13 protein-coding genes are annotated in these 16,931 nt (G+C 41.6%); 6 read left to right on the top strand and 7 right to left on the bottom strand.

Annotated features, from left to right (window positions below; translation table 11 throughout):
- Window positions 1-218 precede the first annotated feature (218 nt).
- Window positions 219-767 carry a L,D-transpeptidase gene (locus RMZ41_RS13190; protein ID WP_322641830.1) on the top strand — a complete coding sequence of 183 codons (549 nt, stop codon included), beginning with the start codon at window positions 219-221 and terminating at the stop codon, window positions 765-767.
- A gap of 113 nt (window positions 768-880) precedes the next feature.
- Here RMZ41_RS13190 and RMZ41_RS13185 read toward each other — a convergent pair whose 3' ends face one another.
- The 4 genes from RMZ41_RS13185 to RMZ41_RS13170 all read right to left on the bottom strand — a co-directional run bounded on the left by RMZ41_RS13185 (window position 881) and on the right by RMZ41_RS13170 (window position 7,954).
- Window positions 881-3,604 carry a CHAT domain-containing protein gene (locus RMZ41_RS13185; RefSeq protein WP_409875255.1) on the bottom strand — a complete coding sequence of 908 codons (2,724 nt, stop codon included), beginning with the start codon at window positions 3,602-3,604 and terminating at the stop codon, window positions 881-883.
- A gap of 198 nt (window positions 3,605-3,802) precedes the next feature.
- On the bottom strand, window positions 3,803-6,481 hold the full coding sequence (locus RMZ41_RS13180; protein WP_322641832.1) for an ATP-binding protein: 2,679 nt from the start codon (window positions 6,479-6,481) through the stop codon (window positions 3,803-3,805).
- A gap of 102 nt (window positions 6,482-6,583) precedes the next feature.
- Window positions 6,584-6,763 (bottom strand): hypothetical protein, encoded by a 180-nt coding sequence (locus tag RMZ41_RS13175; protein WP_322734429.1) that lies wholly within the window; start codon window positions 6,761-6,763, stop codon window positions 6,584-6,586.
- Between the two features lie 93 nt (window positions 6,764-6,856).
- On the bottom strand, window positions 6,857-7,954 hold the full coding sequence (locus RMZ41_RS13170; protein ID WP_322641833.1) for an ATP-binding protein: 1,098 nt from the start codon (window positions 7,952-7,954) through the stop codon (window positions 6,857-6,859).
- Between the two features lie 198 nt (window positions 7,955-8,152).
- On the opposite strand from RMZ41_RS13170, the gene RMZ41_RS13165 reads away from it, so the two are divergent.
- Entirely contained in the window at window positions 8,153-8,494 is a 342-nt protein-coding gene (locus tag RMZ41_RS13165) for a hypothetical protein (RefSeq protein ID WP_322641834.1), read from the top strand.
- Window positions 8,495-8,615: 121 nt separating this feature from the next.
- Here the strand turns inward: RMZ41_RS13165 and RMZ41_RS13160 are convergent, their stop codons facing one another.
- From RMZ41_RS13160 to RMZ41_RS13150, 3 genes are all read right to left on the bottom strand, one after another.
- Window positions 8,616-9,641 (bottom strand): ABC transporter permease, encoded by a 1,026-nt coding sequence (locus tag RMZ41_RS13160; RefSeq protein WP_322641835.1) that lies wholly within the window; start codon window positions 9,639-9,641, stop codon window positions 8,616-8,618.
- A 240-nt stretch (window positions 9,642-9,881) separates the two neighbouring features.
- Entirely contained in the window at window positions 9,882-11,531 is a 1,650-nt protein-coding gene (locus RMZ41_RS13155; RefSeq protein WP_322641836.1) for an ABC transporter substrate-binding protein, read from the bottom strand.
- A gap of 223 nt (window positions 11,532-11,754) precedes the next feature.
- Window positions 11,755-12,630, bottom strand: a complete 876-nt coding sequence (locus RMZ41_RS13150; RefSeq protein ID WP_322641837.1) for a DNA adenine methylase — start codon at window positions 12,628-12,630, stop codon at window positions 11,755-11,757.
- Window positions 12,631-12,924: 294 nt separating this feature from the next.
- On the opposite strand from RMZ41_RS13150, the gene RMZ41_RS13145 reads away from it, so the two are divergent.
- From RMZ41_RS13145 to RMZ41_RS13130, 4 genes are all read left to right on the top strand, one after another.
- Window positions 12,925-13,251, top strand: a complete 327-nt coding sequence (locus RMZ41_RS13145) for a hypothetical protein (protein ID WP_322641838.1) — start codon at window positions 12,925-12,927, stop codon at window positions 13,249-13,251.
- Window positions 13,252-13,676: 425 nt separating this feature from the next.
- Window positions 13,677-15,206 carry a photosystem II chlorophyll-binding protein CP47 gene (gene psbB / locus RMZ41_RS13140; protein ID WP_322641839.1) on the top strand — a complete coding sequence of 510 codons (1,530 nt, stop codon included), beginning with the start codon at window positions 13,677-13,679 and terminating at the stop codon, window positions 15,204-15,206.
- 108 nt (window positions 15,207-15,314) lie between these two features.
- Entirely contained in the window at window positions 15,315-15,422 is a 108-nt protein-coding gene (locus tag RMZ41_RS13135) for a photosystem II reaction center protein T (protein WP_084227385.1), read from the top strand.
- A gap of 320 nt (window positions 15,423-15,742) precedes the next feature.
- Window positions 15,743-16,840, top strand: a complete 1,098-nt coding sequence (locus tag RMZ41_RS13130; protein ID WP_322641840.1) for a 30S ribosomal protein S1 — start codon at window positions 15,743-15,745, stop codon at window positions 16,838-16,840.
- Window positions 16,841-16,931: the final 91 nt, after the last annotated feature.

Genomic DNA, 16,931 nt, shown 5'->3' with positions numbered 1-16,931 from the left:
GTAGAAAAGATGAGATGTACTGTCAATTGATTCGATTTCTACTGCAACAGATTTTAGCAATTTTATTTTGCTTTATTCACTATGTTACGATATTTAGTATTTAAGCTCTCTATTAGGAATAATTGACTAAAATAACTACTAAGATGTAAATTCAGAAAAGAAATATTCGATGATTAATTTAGCACTTAATTATTAATTCAAAAAGTCTAATTTTTAAAATGTATAAGCCATTAGATAAATTAGTTGTTTTTATTTGTGTATCTGGATTAAATTTTAATTCGGCAATTTCGTCAGCTTCTGAGATAAAAGTAATTTCTCATATTTCAACCAAGAATTTAGTCTCTCAAAAGGTTAATATTAATAATTTAATTACTCAACCTCTTCACTTAGAGATCAGCCTTCACAACCGTCGAGTAACCCTCTATCGAGGAAAAACCCGAATTAAAAGTTATCCTATTGCAATAGGTCGCCAAGGCTGGGGCAGTCCAGTTGGTAATTTTCGAATACGTACAATGTTGGAAAATCCTACTTGGATAAATCCTTTTACAGGTAAAGCTATTCCAGGAGGAGATCCTGAAAACCCACTTGGCAAATACTGGATTGGATTTTGGACAAATGGTAAAGATTGGGTTGGCTTTCACGGTACACCTAATCCTGATTCAGTAGGTAAGGCTGCCTCACACGGTTGTATTCGGATGTACAACAACGATGTTAAAGAATTATTTGATCAGGTAAGTCTGGGAACACCGATTACTGTAGTGCGATAGCTGATATGGGGGGATGACAAATGTTTAATTGAGCGGTATATAGTACCGCTTCTGGTAATTCGTAATTCGTAATTCGTAATTACCATTGCATAAGGGTTTTAGCCTGGGAAATATTACAACCAATTTCCAATTAGCACATAGGCAGACCAAAAGCTTGGTGCTTTGTAGTTAGGATGTTTCAAAAGTTGTAGCTGGGCACGGTGGACAGCTTCGGCTTTGGTAATTTTGCCACTTTTGAGTTCTCGATAGAAGGCACTAACAAACATTGCTGTTGATTCATCATCAATCTGCCATAGGGAGGCTATGGTACTGCGTGCGCCAGCCCGTACAGCTGCTCCTGCAAGACCGAGTGCTGCCCGACTATCTCCTGTTGCTGTCTGGCAAGCACTTAAAACTAATAACTCTACGATGGTTTTATTCTGACTGCGAAAGAGAGTATCAAAATCCTTGACATTGATTTGACCATCGAAATCTAAAATAAAAGTGTCTTCAAGGCGAGAACTAAACTGACCATGAGTTGCTAAATGTACTATGTTGAATGAAGCAGCACTAATTTGATTCTCTAAATTCTTTTTCTTAAAATCTCCATCTAGTAAACTAGTTGTCGAGACTCCTGCTTTGGTAATACCATCAAATTCAGATTTGATTGCAAGTAGTGGTGCAAACTCGGAAAAACCTGGTGGTGGCTGAGTCAGTCCTGCGGTTAGCGCTCTTAGCTGCTGTTGAACGAGGGGTTTAGGGTTGAGGAGTTGCAGACCTACGCTCAGAGCGATCGCATATTTCTCTATCAAGTATTGCTTACCATCATAAAGGGCTGCCATTGGTAAGTTGCGTAAGGGGCCATCCAGGACGAATACTAGGGTATCTACCCCACTTTTCTGCAATTCTGACTCAATAGGTTGAAGCAGCCAGTTGTAAACTTGATGCGCCTGTTTTTGGACGGTTTTGGTAGCGGTGGGGTTGACCAGATTTTTTCTTAGGTCTACTAAGAGTTCTTCTACTGCTGTGTGGGAAATAGGAGTAGTGTAGCTTTCTAGGGGGTGTTTGGGAATTTTGACTATTACCTGGAGTTCGTTTTGAAGAATAATCGGATAAAGGATGGCAGCCGTGGGATTATCTTTGTCTACTACTTCATCGAGGGCTACTTTTTGACCTAGTAAGCAAGCTTCCTGGAAAAAGTCGTCCAATTCTGCTAGTTGGAGTGCTTCAATTCTCTGGCGTGCTTTCTCCAAGATTTTTTGATCTGATTTTCCTTCTTGGGATTTCAGCAGTAACTCTACTGACTCGCGGTAGATGGGTTCTACGCTGTCCCGGAAGTTGAATTGCAGATCCTGGTTTACTACATCCTTATTGACTACTAAATCTCTGCGAAGAGACTGGAGAGTATCCACAGCAGCATCATACGCCGCGATCGCACCATTAATATCTTTTTGTACCCGCAGCAATCTACCTAACTGCCACTCCAAAGCGTAGGTAATCTCTGGTGCATTACTGCTCTGTGCCAAAGCTAACCCTTTCTGCGTAAGCTCTTGCGCCTCCGACCATTGTCCACTTTTTTCGTACAAGCTGCCTAAACTCTTTAGTGCGTGGGCTTCTGCCCGCTTGTCACCCAAACTGCGGGATTTCTGGATGGCGCTAGCAAGTAATGTTGCTGAGTCATGAATACGGCTTTTAAAGTAATAACTATTACTTGATGCTTGCAATACTCCTCTCTTGACTTTTGTCATGCTTTGTGAGTAATTGACTAAAGCGTAAATACTGGCACGACTAAGGGGGAGTTGGTTGAGTTGTGATTCAATCGACGGCAAAAGAGTTTGAAGCTTTGCCCATTGTTGATCTTCAATGAGTAGGCTGAGGAGATTGAGTTGCGCTTGAACTTTTATTAAGGGTGGGGGAGATGCTGCAATAGTTTGTTGATAAAAAGCGATCGCTTTTGCTTTATCGTTTTGTTGACGGGCATGATTCCCCAGGCTGAACAGACTAGCGGTGATATCAGCGCTTGATTGCAGATTTCGAGCAATTATTAGACTTTCTTCTAGTACCTGACATGATTTTTCCAAATCGCCTACTACTAAAAGGGCATCACCAAGCGATCGCAAACTCACTGCCTTTTCTCTAGAGTCTGGTTGAGATTTTAAGGTTTGACTTACCCGATCGAGTGTTTTGATCGCGCGAGGGTAAAATCCTTGGCTTCGCCACGCCTGTGCTTGATTGATTAGCGATCGCACCATACCGCTTTGATTATCTATTTGTTTGTAAATTTCTTCTGTCTGCTGCCAAGTTGTTAAAGCATCCTCTGCATGTCCCGTTCTCAGTTGCAGACGACCTTGAATATCTAATGTTTGAGCAAATATTTGGAGATTTTGGTTTTCATTTTGAGCTTTGAGTAAATTCAAGCTCTCTGTAATTGCCTGCTGTGCTTGATTCCATGCACCGAGTTGCTGATAAGCTAGGGAAAGATTACTCAGTGTTACTGCCAGTGGAAGGCTTTCTCCATCCTGCCTATATGCTTGGACAGCCTGTTCTAACACTTCTACTGCCTTGGCAAAGTTTTCCGTATCGTATAATATTTTACCTTGCTGTAGTAGTGAGGCGGGATCGGTGACTACAGCCAGCGATGTCTGACTATTAATTGGTAATTGCAATGAGGAATTAATTGAGTTAGGAACCCTTGCTAGCACGGGTGAACCAAGGGTACATAGCAAAGCCATGAGGAAGTACAAAGACAAACGTAAAAAGTGAGCCAGCCTATTCTTCTTCCAAAGTCCAGGTTGCTTTTGCCTTTTAGCTTTTACAGAATTCGCGCCAAAAATCCTAGTTGATTTAGTCATAAGCATGACAAGGGGTAAGTGATAACCAGGAACGTACAGGATTTACTGTAAATATTTGGGCTACCAGGGTAATGTTACCATTGGCATCCATGACTCATGCATGAGCTTTCATAATCTTAGGAATATGGCTTTTGTTGTCGCTGAAGTAGCAAATGCGTAGCCCGCCGCAGGCATCGCCAAAATAGCTTTTGCTGTCATTCGGCTCTACTGCTGCAAAACCCAACGGCGAAACAGTTCTACCATAATCCGCCAGCTTCCCTGAGTTTCCTCAACAACATCATGACGCTTTAGAGTATCCAGCGCTTCTTGTAAATCAGCGTCATTGATACCTGTAGATTGAGCTAAGGCATCCAAACTTAGCCCCTCTATGTGAGGTGCAAGCACTTGTAGAATTACCTGTTGACCCTCAGCACCCCGCGCCGCCTGACCCCAAACTCCATCAAAGTAGTAGCGTCCCCGCTTGAAAAATTCAGGGTCATTGATAACTGCTTCCACATCTTCTATTGTGAAAACTGGGTCACGCGATCGCCCTTGCTCAAAAACAAAGTCATTGTAGCGGCGCACTAGCTGAAAACCCAGCAGTTGCACTAAATATGGTTGGCCATTTGTTAAGGCATAAATTTCATCTAAAGCTTCCGGTATGTAGTCGAGGAGGAAGTCTTCATTACCTGGATTAGCGAGAATTTGGCGGGTAGCTGCACGTTTTTGAAAGCCTACATGAATAGGAATGACGCTGGCAAAGAAGGGTTGAAAATAATCTGCTGTCATTTCTTCTAAAGTGTGCAAACCAGCAAATGCAAAAGCGATTTTAGAACTCATTTGCACCAAACCGCGCAGAAAACCCATAAAATCGATAGGGATTTTTTTCGCTTCAATTAAATCTTCAATTTTCTCAAATTCGTCTAAAGCGATGATTAACCCACCTTCTAGTTTTGCTTCCACCTGCTTTACATAGCGTTCAAAAGTCCGGTAGGGAAGATTTAGTAAATCAGCGTCAGCTGGTGGTGGAAGTTTTACAGTTCGAGAAATTTCATCACAAATTGCCATTAGTACTTCACCTACACCTTGAGGGCTATCTCCCAAACGTAGCAAGTTTACATAAGCTAGCTGGATTTGTGAACCTAGACAATTAGCAGCGTTAAGCAGAATAGAAGTTTTGCCCATGCGCCTGTGACCGTAGAGAACTACAGACTGGAGTTGATTACCCATCACCCAGAGTTCTTCTAACTGTCTGATGATATCTTCTCGCCCAACGAAGAGATGACCTTGAACCGGATCGCCTACAACATAAGGATTAACCACAGCCTTGGTGATGGAAATTTCTCCCACTTCACCAGTGATTTGTAAAAGGCTTTCTTTCCAAGTTTGAGTGATATCTATGATTAACCCTTGCTCTGCTTGGGGCAAGGTGTCGGCTTGATTTAGGATGCTTGTGAGTTCGCCTAATGCTCGATTGAGAGCTAAAGACCTAGCTGAACGTGAGACGCTGCGATTAACAAACTGGACATCCTCAACAACTCGATGCAAATTAGTAAGGACTTTCCAAGTAATTGGACGTAAAAGCGGTTCTTGGGGAAAAGGAGGAACTTGGATAGCTGCAATAGACGCTGATGTTTGAGCTTTCTTAAACGCTCCTAGAGTTTGGGCAAGGGTAAACATTTCCTCGCCATAGAGAAGAGAACGCACTATAGTAAAAGCCTTTACTGCTTTCGCTGGTTCTTCTTCATAGAGATGCCAGAAACCAGCAGCAGTAGCACGAGCAGGAGTCTCTAAGCGAGTATCTGTGTTAAAACGAGCCTGTAAACCTTCTTGCCAAAAATCAGGCAAGAAAAAGTAGAAGGAAAACAAACCTCTGATAAAGCTTGACTTTAGGGTTTCATCCAGAGAAACTGAAGCAAAACGTACTATCTCCCAATCAAAAGGATTTGCTGCCAGTCGAGAGACAGTCCAAATAAGTTGTTCTGAAGGGATTTTGGCAAGTACTCTATTCACTGCTTGGACTACGGGAATAAATTGTAGAGTATATGCCAGCAGTTCATTAGCATTATGTAAACCTGTTTCCCAATCATTTTGCAACCAATTTTGCAAGCGCCAAACAAGATTAGGAAGGGGAAGCGGAGTGATGCGGGGGAGTAGCCAACTACTATTTTGAATTGTTCGCAAGTTTAAAGGTGAGCCAATAAGCCAGACTTCTGGACGCAATATCGCCACGCCTACCGTCACGCCTAATGCCACGCCGAACGCCACGCTTATCGCCACGCCTCCCGCCACGCCCAACACCACGCCTCCCGCCACGTCTACCGCCATGCCGAACGCCACGCCTACTGCTACGCCTCCTGCTACGCCTCCTGCTACGCCTACCGCTACGCCTACTGCCACGCCTACCGCCACGCCTACTGCCACGCCTACTGCCACGCCTACTGCCACGCCTACTGCCACGCCTACCGCCATGCCGAACGCCATACCGAACGCCACGCCTACCGCCATGCCGAACGCCACGCCTACCGCCACGCCTCCCACCACGCCTCTCGCCACGCCGAACGCCACGCCGAATGCCACGCCAAATGCCACGCCAAACCAGTTAATGCGAACATTTGCAGTCTGAAAAATTAAACCTATAGCTACAGGTGTAATTATTGTTAAAACTAATCCTTGAAAAAGTAACTGACGTTGGATAGCATTTTGACGCAATAACTCCCATCCCTTCCGCCAATTCATTTCCTCTTCAGGAATATACCCACCCCCGAATCTATCCACATACCACCGCAAAGCCTGGGGAAAGAAAAATACCCAATACAAAAGGCGCAGATAATCTAAAGGATTCCACAAAGAGAGGGGACGCTTCAACTTGGGCGCTAAGTCTAAACGGGGTACTGGGGTCATTATTCAACCTCCATCTTCGCCCGTGAAGAACCTAACCCTCCAGGCCGCTTGTTTATGACGGAAGGGAGAGTAAAAGTAATCTTATTCCCCTCCCCTCCGAGGCTAAGGCGTACATACAAGTATTTTGACTTGCACCTTTGTTGTATCGACTTGCACCTTTGTTGCATTGACCTGCATCTTTGTTGCATTGACGTGCGCCTTTGTTGCATTGACGTGCGCCTTTGTTGCATTGACCTGCACCTTTGTTGCATTGACCTGCACCTTTGTTGTATCGACCTGCAAAAATTAACCTACCCTACATTAAGCAGTAACTCTAAAAAACTTGTGTGTACACGGTAGCTTTCCAAGGGCAGGGGTAAAAGTGGTGTCTGTCATTCATCGCAAACTCTCCACATACCGCGAATAAGTTTGATAACACAATTGCATGAGTTTTCGAGGATGTCCGCCACTTTCTTGGATGAGTTGGATGATTTCTTCTTCAGTAAAACTCACTGAAGTTCTAGCCAAACGGTTAGTAATAAAAGTAAGCATAGTAGCTTCATCCCAAGGATGAATGTGTTCCTCTTGGAAAATACCCGCTAATGGAGAAATCTTACCTTGCTCCTGACTATCGTTAAATAAGTTGTTCAGAGGTTCGGTGGCAGCTAAAATCAGCTTCAACGGAGCATTACTTCCTTCACCTAAACCGCGCAAATAATACCTTATGTTGCGAGTAAAACCTTCGGTTGTAAGCTTTCCTACATTGTCTATAGCCAGTAGTATTTTACAACTTTGCAAATTGCGGGTTAACTGATAGTCTTTACTTTCGGGTATACCAATCTCGTGGCACAAAGCACTATAAAATTGACTTTCATTATGAAGTAAATTTAAGTCTAAAAAAACTGGCTGACGTTTAACGTTTAAACGAGTTTCTGCTTCCTGGCAAATCATCCATAGCAGCGAGGATTTTCCGATTCCCTCTTCCCCAATTAAAACAACACTACTACCGCTATTCAACACCTCAAATACTCGCCGGATTTCGCCCTCCCGGTCAAAGAATAAATACTTTTCTTCTACTCTGCCACTAAAAGGAATGAAGGGATTTTGATTTAGGTCAGATTTAGTTAACTCTGGAGAAGTAGTATAATCTGGTTCTGGCGCAGTGGTATAAGATAGTTTTTTAGTAGAGTAATTGTAATTTCTCTCAAAAAAGTTTTCAAGTTCTTCCCTCAAATTTCTTTTATCAAGGTCGTTTATATTTAATACTCTTTTAATTTTATCGTTTAAACTTTTACCTATTTCTTTTAAATACTGTTCTGTATATGGTTTGGCAGTAGGATTAGACTTCGTTATTTTAGAAGGCATTTGACTATAATTCATACCTTGCCAACTTAGTAGAAAAACTTTTTCTTCTAACTTGCTCAGTAATACTACTTTTCCTTTCCTCTCCTCAAATATTTGCTTAATAGATTCTAATGCTTCTTCAGCTTCCATTTAACCTGATTGAGTTGGTAGAGTAAAGTTAACACTTGGATATAAGTTTATTATTTTACAGTAAAACCTACATAATCCTACGTCTATGTAGATATTCTTTGTATTTATGACCTAATCCTACATTTACCTACATCCTACGTATAACTATGGACTACAGGCGAATATAGAGACATCGAAACAACAGAGGAGTACAAAACGATGTCTACTTACTATCCTGTAAATGAAAATTTAGCCGCACAGCAACAGCCAATAGTTCAATCTCTAGATGTTCTCAGTCAGTCAAACAATACAGAACAACTTCTCGATATCGCTGAAAATATTACTGCTGCTTTAAGCAAATCAGATACAGTGGAATTAGTTCAAGCTGGGGGTCAGACAGCAGAAAATATTTTTAAGGTCTTAGTGCAATATGGTGGTAAACCAGTTGCAATTATCCTAGCTACTGCTGTTCTGATTGCAGCTACGGCTATACCGATCTTAGCTGTAAAAGTATCTCTGGGTCAGATAACTCAAATCGATAATATTTCACAGACGAAATGATAGTTTTGTGTTGGGTTACGCTTTGCTTAACCCAACCTAGATTTTACTGCTTCATCTAATACAAAAGGGTGGGCAAGATGCCCACCCCACAAGAAGGTTAGAAAGAATTAAGAATTTTTTGCTAGTAGCGAATTCGCGGATCTACATAAGCATTTAAAATATCAATTAAAATGCTGGCACTCACAACGATCGCACCAAAAAAGACTAGCACTCCCTGGACTGTGGGATAATCGCGATCGGCGATCGCTTGATACAGTCGATTCGCTAACCCAGGCCAAGAAAATGTTACTTCTGTCAAAATCGCCCCACCCAACAGAGAAGCAAAAGTTAACCCCAAGACTGTAATTACTGGGATTAGAGCATTCTTTAAGGCATGAGAGGCTAAAATCTTATTTTCACCAATACCTCTGGCTCTAGCGGCTTCTACATAATCTGCTTTCAAAGTTTGCTTTAAATTCACTCGCACAATTCGTTCAAAAATCCCACTCAGCAAAATTCCCAAAGTGAGACTCGGTAGGGCAAGATGGTGCAAAGATGTGAAAAACTGAGTGAGATTTCCACCGAGTAAGCTATCAATTGTATACAATCCAGTCACAGTAGTGGGAGCCGGAAGGTTAGGCGGAAAGCGGTTGGAATTGGGAAACCAACCCAATTGGACTGAGAAAATCAATTGCAAAAGCATTCCCGCCCAAAACATGGGGAGTGCGTAGGTGATAATCCCAAACAAGCGTCCACCGACATCGAAATATGTCCCAGGACGAGAAGCTGAAAGAGTTCCAACCGCAATTCCAACGATGAGTGCAACCGCCATACTGCATACTGCTAACTCGACAGTTGCAGGGAAATATTGTCTAATTATGTCCCAAACATTCTCTCCCCGACTCAACAAAGAACTTCCCAAATCAAAGCGCAGTAGGTTTCCCAAATAATTAAGGTACTGTAGCCACAAAGGAAAGTTTAAACCTAATTGTTTTCGCAATTCTTCTTTAGCTGCTTCTGGCGCACGTCCACCAAGAATTGCATCTGCTGGATCTCCTGGTGTTGCTCTTAGTAAGAGAAAGACAATGGTGATAATTGTTAATAGCTGAAGTGGTGCGAGCAGCAACCGAGAAACTATGTAATATTGTAAAGCTTTAGAACGAGACATATTTTAGTTATTTATTATTTGTCATTTGTCATTTGTTATTGGTCATTTGTTATTTGTCATTTGTCATCTGTTATTTGTCATTTGTTTAGAAACCTTGATTTTGCAGAAGGGAAATTCATGAATTACCCTTACGTGTGTAGTTTTGCGTAAGTCCTAATTTCATGAAAAACTCCAAATTTCAAAATAGACAATATTTAACTCTTTACTAATGACTAATGACCAATGACTAATGACTAATGACTACTTTTTAATTTTCTGGTAAACCAGAATTTGGGTCGGGTTAAGTTGTACGCTGTTTACACCTTTTTGGGCAAACACATAGTCTTTGCTTTGCCATAAGGGAACGTAAGGTACATCAGCAGTTACTAGTTTTTGAATTTCTGCAAAAATTTTCTGACGCGCTTCGGGGTTTAGTTCTTTGCGTTGTTGATCGATTAGTTTATTCATGGCTTCGCTATAGTAAAACGAACCCTGACTTTGACTGCCTCCATCTTCGCAGCCTTTAGCAACCGAACCTTTAGTACAAGACAAAAACGGTTGGATGTAATTATCTGCGTCTAAAAAATCTGGATACCAATCAAGTAAAGCTCCTGGATATAAACCTTTGGAGATGTCTTTAAAGAAGGCTGGCCCTTCGGCGGGGGTGACTTCAAATTGTAGAATTCCATCCATTTTGGCATCTACAAGAGATTTGAGTGTCTGTGCTGCCAAACTACGAGTAGGCGAACTAGAAGGATACCAAATTTGGACTTTTGCCGGATTTTCTTTGGAAAAACCAGCAGTAGTTAACAATTTTTTAGCTTGATCAAAGTTAGCATCGCCATAAGCATCTTTGAATAATGGCACAGAAACATTCAATGTCGTAGGAATCATGCTATATAGCGGATCAGCTTGACCAAGTAACGCCCGCTCATTTAAAAGTGGACGGTCAATTATTGACGCGATCGCTTGTCTAACCTCTAATTTATCTAAAGGCTTTTGATTCCGGTTTAATACCAGATAACTTACTACACTACCTTCAGCTGCGATCGCTTGCCAATCCCCTTTTTTACCACCTTCTTCTAAGCTTCGATTTTGATCTGGCTGTAGCGACAGATAAGCTACATCAATCGCGCCTGTACGGAAAGCATTGAACAAATTAACCGGACTAGTTTGAATTTGGAGGTTAACACCCTTGTTAACTGGTTTTTCTCCCCAATATTTATCAAACGCATCAAATCTTATTGAATCAGTACCATACTGAGCTAACTTGTAAGGGCCAGTTCCCACAAAAATATTCGGCTTAAATTTACCAGCACCGAGTTCGTAAGCTTTGGGCGAAACTGCACACACCCCAGGAAACGCCAATAGTGAGGGAAAGGCTGCAAAGGGTTTTTTCAGCTTAATGCTTAACTCATACTCCCCTGTAGTTTTCACTGAATCTACTATATCGCCTAGTAAAAATGAAGGTTTTCCTTTATTTTGAATAAAGCGGTTGATAGTAAACGCCATTGCTTGGGCGTTGAAGGGAGCCCCATCGTGAAAAACCACTCCCTGACGTAAGGGAATGGTATAAGTTAAGCCATCTTGACTGACTTTAGGTAATGCTGTTGCTAGCTGGGGCTTAATTTCTGTGCTTCCTGGTTCGTAGGTGTAAAGGCGATCGCTCATATTAAACACCAAGCCCAAAGCTGCTAACTCATAAGTATCAGCCGGGTCGAGGGTTCTTGGTTTCGCTGTTGTACCTATAGTAATACGACCATCACCAGGGCTATTCACAGAACCCGATGGTGGCGTAGTTGGCTGTGGACGAGGAGCGCAACTAACAACTAAAAATAAGCATAGAGAGAACAAAGATAGGAATTGTGTAATCCGACCCCACCGTTTCACGGACAAGGAAAACCAGGTCATACAGTTAAATTTCATGTAATCAGAAGTCAGTGATTATACTATATATTTGCTAGTTTTATAGAAAATGTTACAATTAATTACTACCTTAGATACTTTTTATAAAGGATTTTGCTCGAATAGATAAAATTATGTGTATTCAGGATGATTAAGTAAAAATATTACAATACTAACTCTAGTATTTAGAACTTTACCTCATGTAAATTAATTATTTCGATAGAATCATTCAAGTTTTTAAAACTAACTGTTCAGAAGCTTGAGAACTAGACTCAACAGAAGAGTAATTTAATATAAAAATTTCTTTCCCTTTATATCGTTCACCTTTAAAGTTATCCTGCTTACTTTTTCCATTTTTTTGATCGTCTGTTCTATTAATTGTATAATTCCATTCTTTATCGTGTATTTCTAATGCCCATTTATATATATTTCTAATTTCTTCGCTATTATCGTAAGTTACAAGATATTTTATTCTCTCCTTATGCCTGTTTAATATTCGGCATAGCCTAAAATGATCGTCTTTAAAAAATGAATGAGCATAGAATTTATCTTGATCTGCATTGAAATAAGGAGGATCAATAAATAAAAACGCTCCATCAGGTACAGATTCGATAACTTGTTCAAAGTCGAGATTAGTAATTTTAACGTTTTGAAGTTTCTCTGAAGTTCGACGTATATTTTTGGGCCAATTCTCTGGGCGCATACTGTATTTTTCACCATATCCCCAATAACAGTTTTGATGCTTCATAATCCCAGAGTAGGAGGTTCTATTTAGGTAAAACCATCTACCGGCTTGTTCTAACTCATTTTGTGGGATGAATTCATTTTTGTAATATGTATGTCTTTCTTTAGTAGCAGATTCACTTGCTAAAAACTTTATTAATTCTTCAGGTTGATCTCGAATTACTAATAAGGTATTTATTAACAATTTATCAATATCATTGAGCCAATTAATATTTACTTTATCTTTTACAAAAAAGATAGACCCACCCCCAGCAAAAGGTTCAGCATAATAAGAGTGAGAGGGAATATGATTAAGAATCAGATTGCGAGCATAAAATTTTCCGCCAGGATATCTAAATGGTGAGTTTATAGGTTTATTCATAATTACCTAAATTATTCATAAATTTATGTTTCCCATTTACTGAAAATCTCTAAATAGTTGAGTCAAAGTTGATAATATAAAAATATTTGTTAATTGCTATATAAATTCTTGTATTGTGGTTTTTATCTTAAAATACATAAATAACATAAAGAATTATTTTTTATTAGAATGTGGTTAATAATGGTTAATAAGTTAAAAACTATTAACTTAAAATATCATTAGTTATACATAAATAACAAACAATATACGATATCGTAAACAGCAGATTGAAAGTTTAATAGTGAGACTAAAAGCGTGAAGTATTTCTTTCTATCTGAAGGATGGGCAGTTGCTAGAGTCTGGGCATCTGATGGACTCTGGCAAGTAACTGCATGGCGACGGCAACCAGATATTCAGCGAATGAATGTTTGTTTAGTGGAAGAAAACGAATTGCTATGGCTTTATCGAGTTGAAGAAGCCATTTTAACTGTAGAAGTGAAACCTACAATACCAGACACAGCCAGTACTACCATAGGTCAAGTAGTACTCAAGCGGCTGATGAGTGCCGAACAGGTAATTGAACGCCTCAACACAGCAAAGGCAAAGTGTCAACTTCAAAATATCCAGTTAGTAGTTCAGTAGGGATTGGGCATTGGGCATCGCGTATGAGGAATGGGGAATGAAAAGATAAGGAAGACAAAGGGAATAACCAATGCCCAATGCCCAATGCCCAATGCCCAAGTAGGGATTGGTAGCGAAAAAACTTGGAGATGCTACGCGATCGCATCAATTTACACGCTTGCAAACAATTCCATCAATAGTTACACTTTTTAAAACATTCTCATTTTTTGCTTGGCGATGGCTACCCTACAAGGTAAACCTCCCGAAGCGAGTAAGCATTGCCTCATCTCCCACTCTGTCTAACTTATAAGACTAACTGTGGTAGTACTCTGGCTCTGGCAATAACAAAAAACAAGAGAGAGTTTTCTGAGTGGCGAATTTCGTTTCTTAGAATCTCAGTAAGAAAATTGCTTTGTAAACTAACTCATCGAGGAGGAGCGTAGTCGATGGGACTACCCTGGTACCGAGTACATACAGTCGTTCTGAATGATCCAGGACGGCTGATTTCTGTACACCTAATGCACACAGCCTTAGTAGCAGGCTGGGCTGGTTCGATGGCACTCTACGAACTAGCTGTTTTTGACCCTAGCGATCCGGTTCTCAATCCCATGTGGCGGCAAGGAATGTTCGTCCTCCCCTTCATGTCACGTTTGGGCGTTACTCAATCTTGGGGTGGTTGGAACGTTACTGGTGGCCCAGCAACCGATCCTGGCTTTTGGTCATTTGAAGGCGTTGCTGCGGCTCACATTGTTCTTTCCGGTCTTTTGTTCCTAGCTGCCGTATGGCACTGGGTTTACTGGGATTTGGAACTCTTTAGAGATCCCCGCACTGGTGAACCTGCCCTCGACTTGCCAAAAATGTTTGGCATTCACCTATTCTTATCTGGTCTACTTTGTTTTGGCTTTGGTGCTTTTCACGTCACCGGACTATTTGGGCCGGGGATATGGGTTTCTGACGCTTATGGTATAACTGGGGCTGCCCAGGGAGTAGCACCAGAATGGGGCCCTGATGGTTTTAACCCATATAACCCTGGTGGCATTGCGGCTCACCACATTGCTGCTGGTGTTGTTGGTATTATTGCAGGCTTATTCCACCTCACAGTTAGACCCCCCGAACGGCTCTACAAAGCCCTGCGGATGGGGAATATTGAAACAGTACTTTCTAGCAGTATTGCAGCAGTCTTCTTTGCTGCTTTCGTTGTTGCTGGTACTATGTGGTACGGAAACGCTGCCACTCCCATCGAATTGTTTGGCCCTACCCGCTACCAATGGGATCAAAGCTACTTCCGTCAAGAAATTCAGCGCCGGGTTCAAACTACCGTTGCTGAAGGTGCAACCCTTGAGCAAGCTTGGTCGCAGATTCCCGAAAAACTGGCTTTCTATGATTACGTCGGTAATAGCCCCGCGAAAGGCGGTCTATTCCGTACAGGGCCAATGGTGAAGGGTGATGGTATTGCTCAATCTTGGCAAGGTCACGCCGTATTCAAAGATTCTGAAGGACGGGAATTGAACGTGCGCCGTCTCCCCAACTTCTTTGAAACCTTCCCAGTAATTTTGACTGATGCTGATGGAATTGTCCGCGCTGACATTCCCTTCCGTCGGGCAGAATCTAAGTATAGCTTCGAGCAATCTGGTGTCACCGTTAGCTTCTATGGTGGCAATCTGAATGGTAAAACCTTTACAGAACCAGCCGATGTGAAGAAATATGCCCGTAAAGCTCAAGGTGGTGAAATCTTTGAATTTGACCGCGAAACCTTGAACTCCGATGGTGTATTCCGTACCAGTCCTAGAGGTTGGTTTACCTTTGGACACGCCGTATTTGCTCTGCTATTCTTCTTTGGTCATCTCTGGCATGGCGCTCGGACAATCTACCGAGACGTATTTGCCGGTGTTGATGCGGATCTAGAAGAACAAGTTGAGTGGGGTCTGTTCCAGAAAGTGGGTGACAAATCAACCCGCCGGAAAGAAGCCCTCTAAGATATTGGGGACTGGGAACTGGGGACTGGCAAGAGTTTTCCAAATCCCCAATACCCAGTACCTAATCCCTAATCCCTCATTACTAGCTGGATAGGCAGGACTAATAATATGGAAAGCGTTGCTTACATCTTGATTTTTACTCTGTGTATAGGTACTCTATTTTTTGCGATCGCATTTCGTGAACCCCCTCGCTTTGAGAAACCAAAAGATAAGTAGATCCTATTTACCAGACCTTTAACTTGATTTCAAGAAGTTAGTATCCGTTGCCACTATATTTAGTAGCAACGGATATTATTGTGTTTGTCCTTTGTCATTTGTCATTTATCTTGTTTCTCACTATTGACCAATAACCAATGACTAATGACTAATTATTGTGATATAATTTCCAATCTTGGGAGTAGATATGTGTTAATACTAGCTTTTCTGCGCTAGGATGAAATTGGATGTTTTGTGTAAGCTGCCATAGAACTGCTTACAGAAGTACATCACGCCTGTCACACAACCTTTACGGAGACTAGAACCAGGAACAAATCAGCATGGTCAATCAGAATTTAACCGCTACAGAAATTGGATTCACTCACGAAGATTTCGCTGCTCTACTTGACAAATACGATTATCATTTTAGCCCTGGTGATGTTGTCCCAGGAACCGTCTTCAGTATAGAGCCGCGCGGCGCTCTGATTGACATTGGTGCTAAAACCGCAGCATATATTCCTATACAAGAAATGTCTATTAACCGGGTTGATAGTCCGGAAGAAGTCTTACAGTCAAACGAAACGCGAGAATTTTTCATCCTTACCGATGAAAACGAAGATGGGCAATTAACCCTTTCCATTCGCCGCATTGAATATATGCGGGCTTGGGAGCGCGTCCGACAGCTGCAAGCAGAAGATGCCACTGTCCGTTCTGGCGTGTTTGCAACCAATCGCGGTGGTGCATTGGTACGGATTGAAGGATTACGTGGCTTTATCCCCGGTTCTCATATCAGTACTCGCAAACCTAAAGAAGAATTGGTAGGCGAAGATTTACCATTGAAATTCTTAGAGGTTGATGAAGAACGTAACCGTTTAGTTCTATCTCATCGTCGGGCGCTGGTTGAGCGGAAGATGAACCGCCTAGAAGTCGGCGAAGTAGTAATTGGTACTGTTCGTGGCATCAAACCCTACGGTGCTTTCATCGATATCGGCGGCGTGAGTGGTCTACTACACATTTCTGAGATTTCCCACGAACATATTGATACACCTCATAGTGTGTTCAATGTCAATGATGAAGTGAAAGTTATGATCATTGACTTGGATGCAGAAAGAGGTCGGATTTCCTTATCTACCAAGCAGCTAGAACCCGAACCCGGTGACATGATTAAAAACCGGGATTTGGTTTACGATAAGGCAGAAGAAATGGCTGCTAAGTATCGTGAACAGCTACTAGCCAAGCAACAAGGTGCTACTGCTGCGGCGGCTGCACCTGCGGATGCTGTAGCAGAAGAAGATATTCCACCAGCAGCAGAACTTGAAGACGAGATTCCGCCAGCAGCAGAAATTGAGGAAGTAACTCCAGTAGTTGCAGAAATTGAAGAAGAGATTCCAGCAGCAACGGAAACTGAAGAACAAATTCCAGCAGCTATTGAAGAATAATACATTTTATAGTTTTACTTGTTTTTAAGTAAGAGTATTAAATCTTTATATAAAGAGGGTTTTTCCCTCTTTTTTTATGGAGAAAATTGGG

The organism is Nostoc sp. DedVER02 (assembly GCF_034530675.2).
Taxonomy (GTDB): Bacteria; Cyanobacteriota; Cyanobacteriia; order Cyanobacteriales; family Nostocaceae; genus Nostoc.
The sequence above is the reverse complement of the archived record's forward strand: the minus strand, read 5'-3'. Positions and strand labels throughout refer to the sequence as shown.

Excerpts from the sequence above, each read along its gene's own strand:
- RMZ41_RS13190 (WP_322641830.1), top strand. The coding sequence starts at position 219 with ATGTATAAGCCATTAGATAAATTAGTTGTTTTTATTTGTGTATCTGGA.
- RMZ41_RS13185 (WP_409875255.1), bottom strand. The coding sequence starts at position 3,604 with ATGCTTATGACTAAATCAACTAGGATTTTTGGCGCGAATTCTGTAAAA.
- RMZ41_RS13180 (WP_322641832.1), bottom strand. The coding sequence starts at position 6,481 with ATGACCCCAGTACCCCGTTTAGACTTAGCGCCCAAGTTGAAGCGTCCC.
- RMZ41_RS13170 (WP_322641833.1), bottom strand. The coding sequence starts at position 7,954 with ATGGAAGCTGAAGAAGCATTAGAATCTATTAAGCAAATATTTGAGGAG.
- RMZ41_RS13165 (WP_322641834.1), top strand. The coding sequence starts at position 8,153 with ATGTCTACTTACTATCCTGTAAATGAAAATTTAGCCGCACAGCAACAG.
- RMZ41_RS13160 (WP_322641835.1), bottom strand. The coding sequence starts at position 9,641 with ATGTCTCGTTCTAAAGCTTTACAATATTACATAGTTTCTCGGTTGCTG.
- RMZ41_RS13155 (WP_322641836.1), bottom strand. The coding sequence starts at position 11,531 with ATGACCTGGTTTTCCTTGTCCGTGAAACGGTGGGGTCGGATTACACAA.
- RMZ41_RS13150 (WP_322641837.1), bottom strand. The coding sequence starts at position 12,630 with ATGAATAAACCTATAAACTCACCATTTAGATATCCTGGCGGAAAATTT.
- psbB (WP_322641839.1), top strand. The coding sequence starts at position 13,677 with ATGGGACTACCCTGGTACCGAGTACATACAGTCGTTCTGAATGATCCA.
- RMZ41_RS13135 (WP_084227385.1), top strand. The coding sequence starts at position 15,315 with ATGGAAAGCGTTGCTTACATCTTGATTTTTACTCTGTGTATAGGTACT.
- RMZ41_RS13130 (WP_322641840.1), top strand. The coding sequence starts at position 15,743 with ATGGTCAATCAGAATTTAACCGCTACAGAAATTGGATTCACTCACGAA.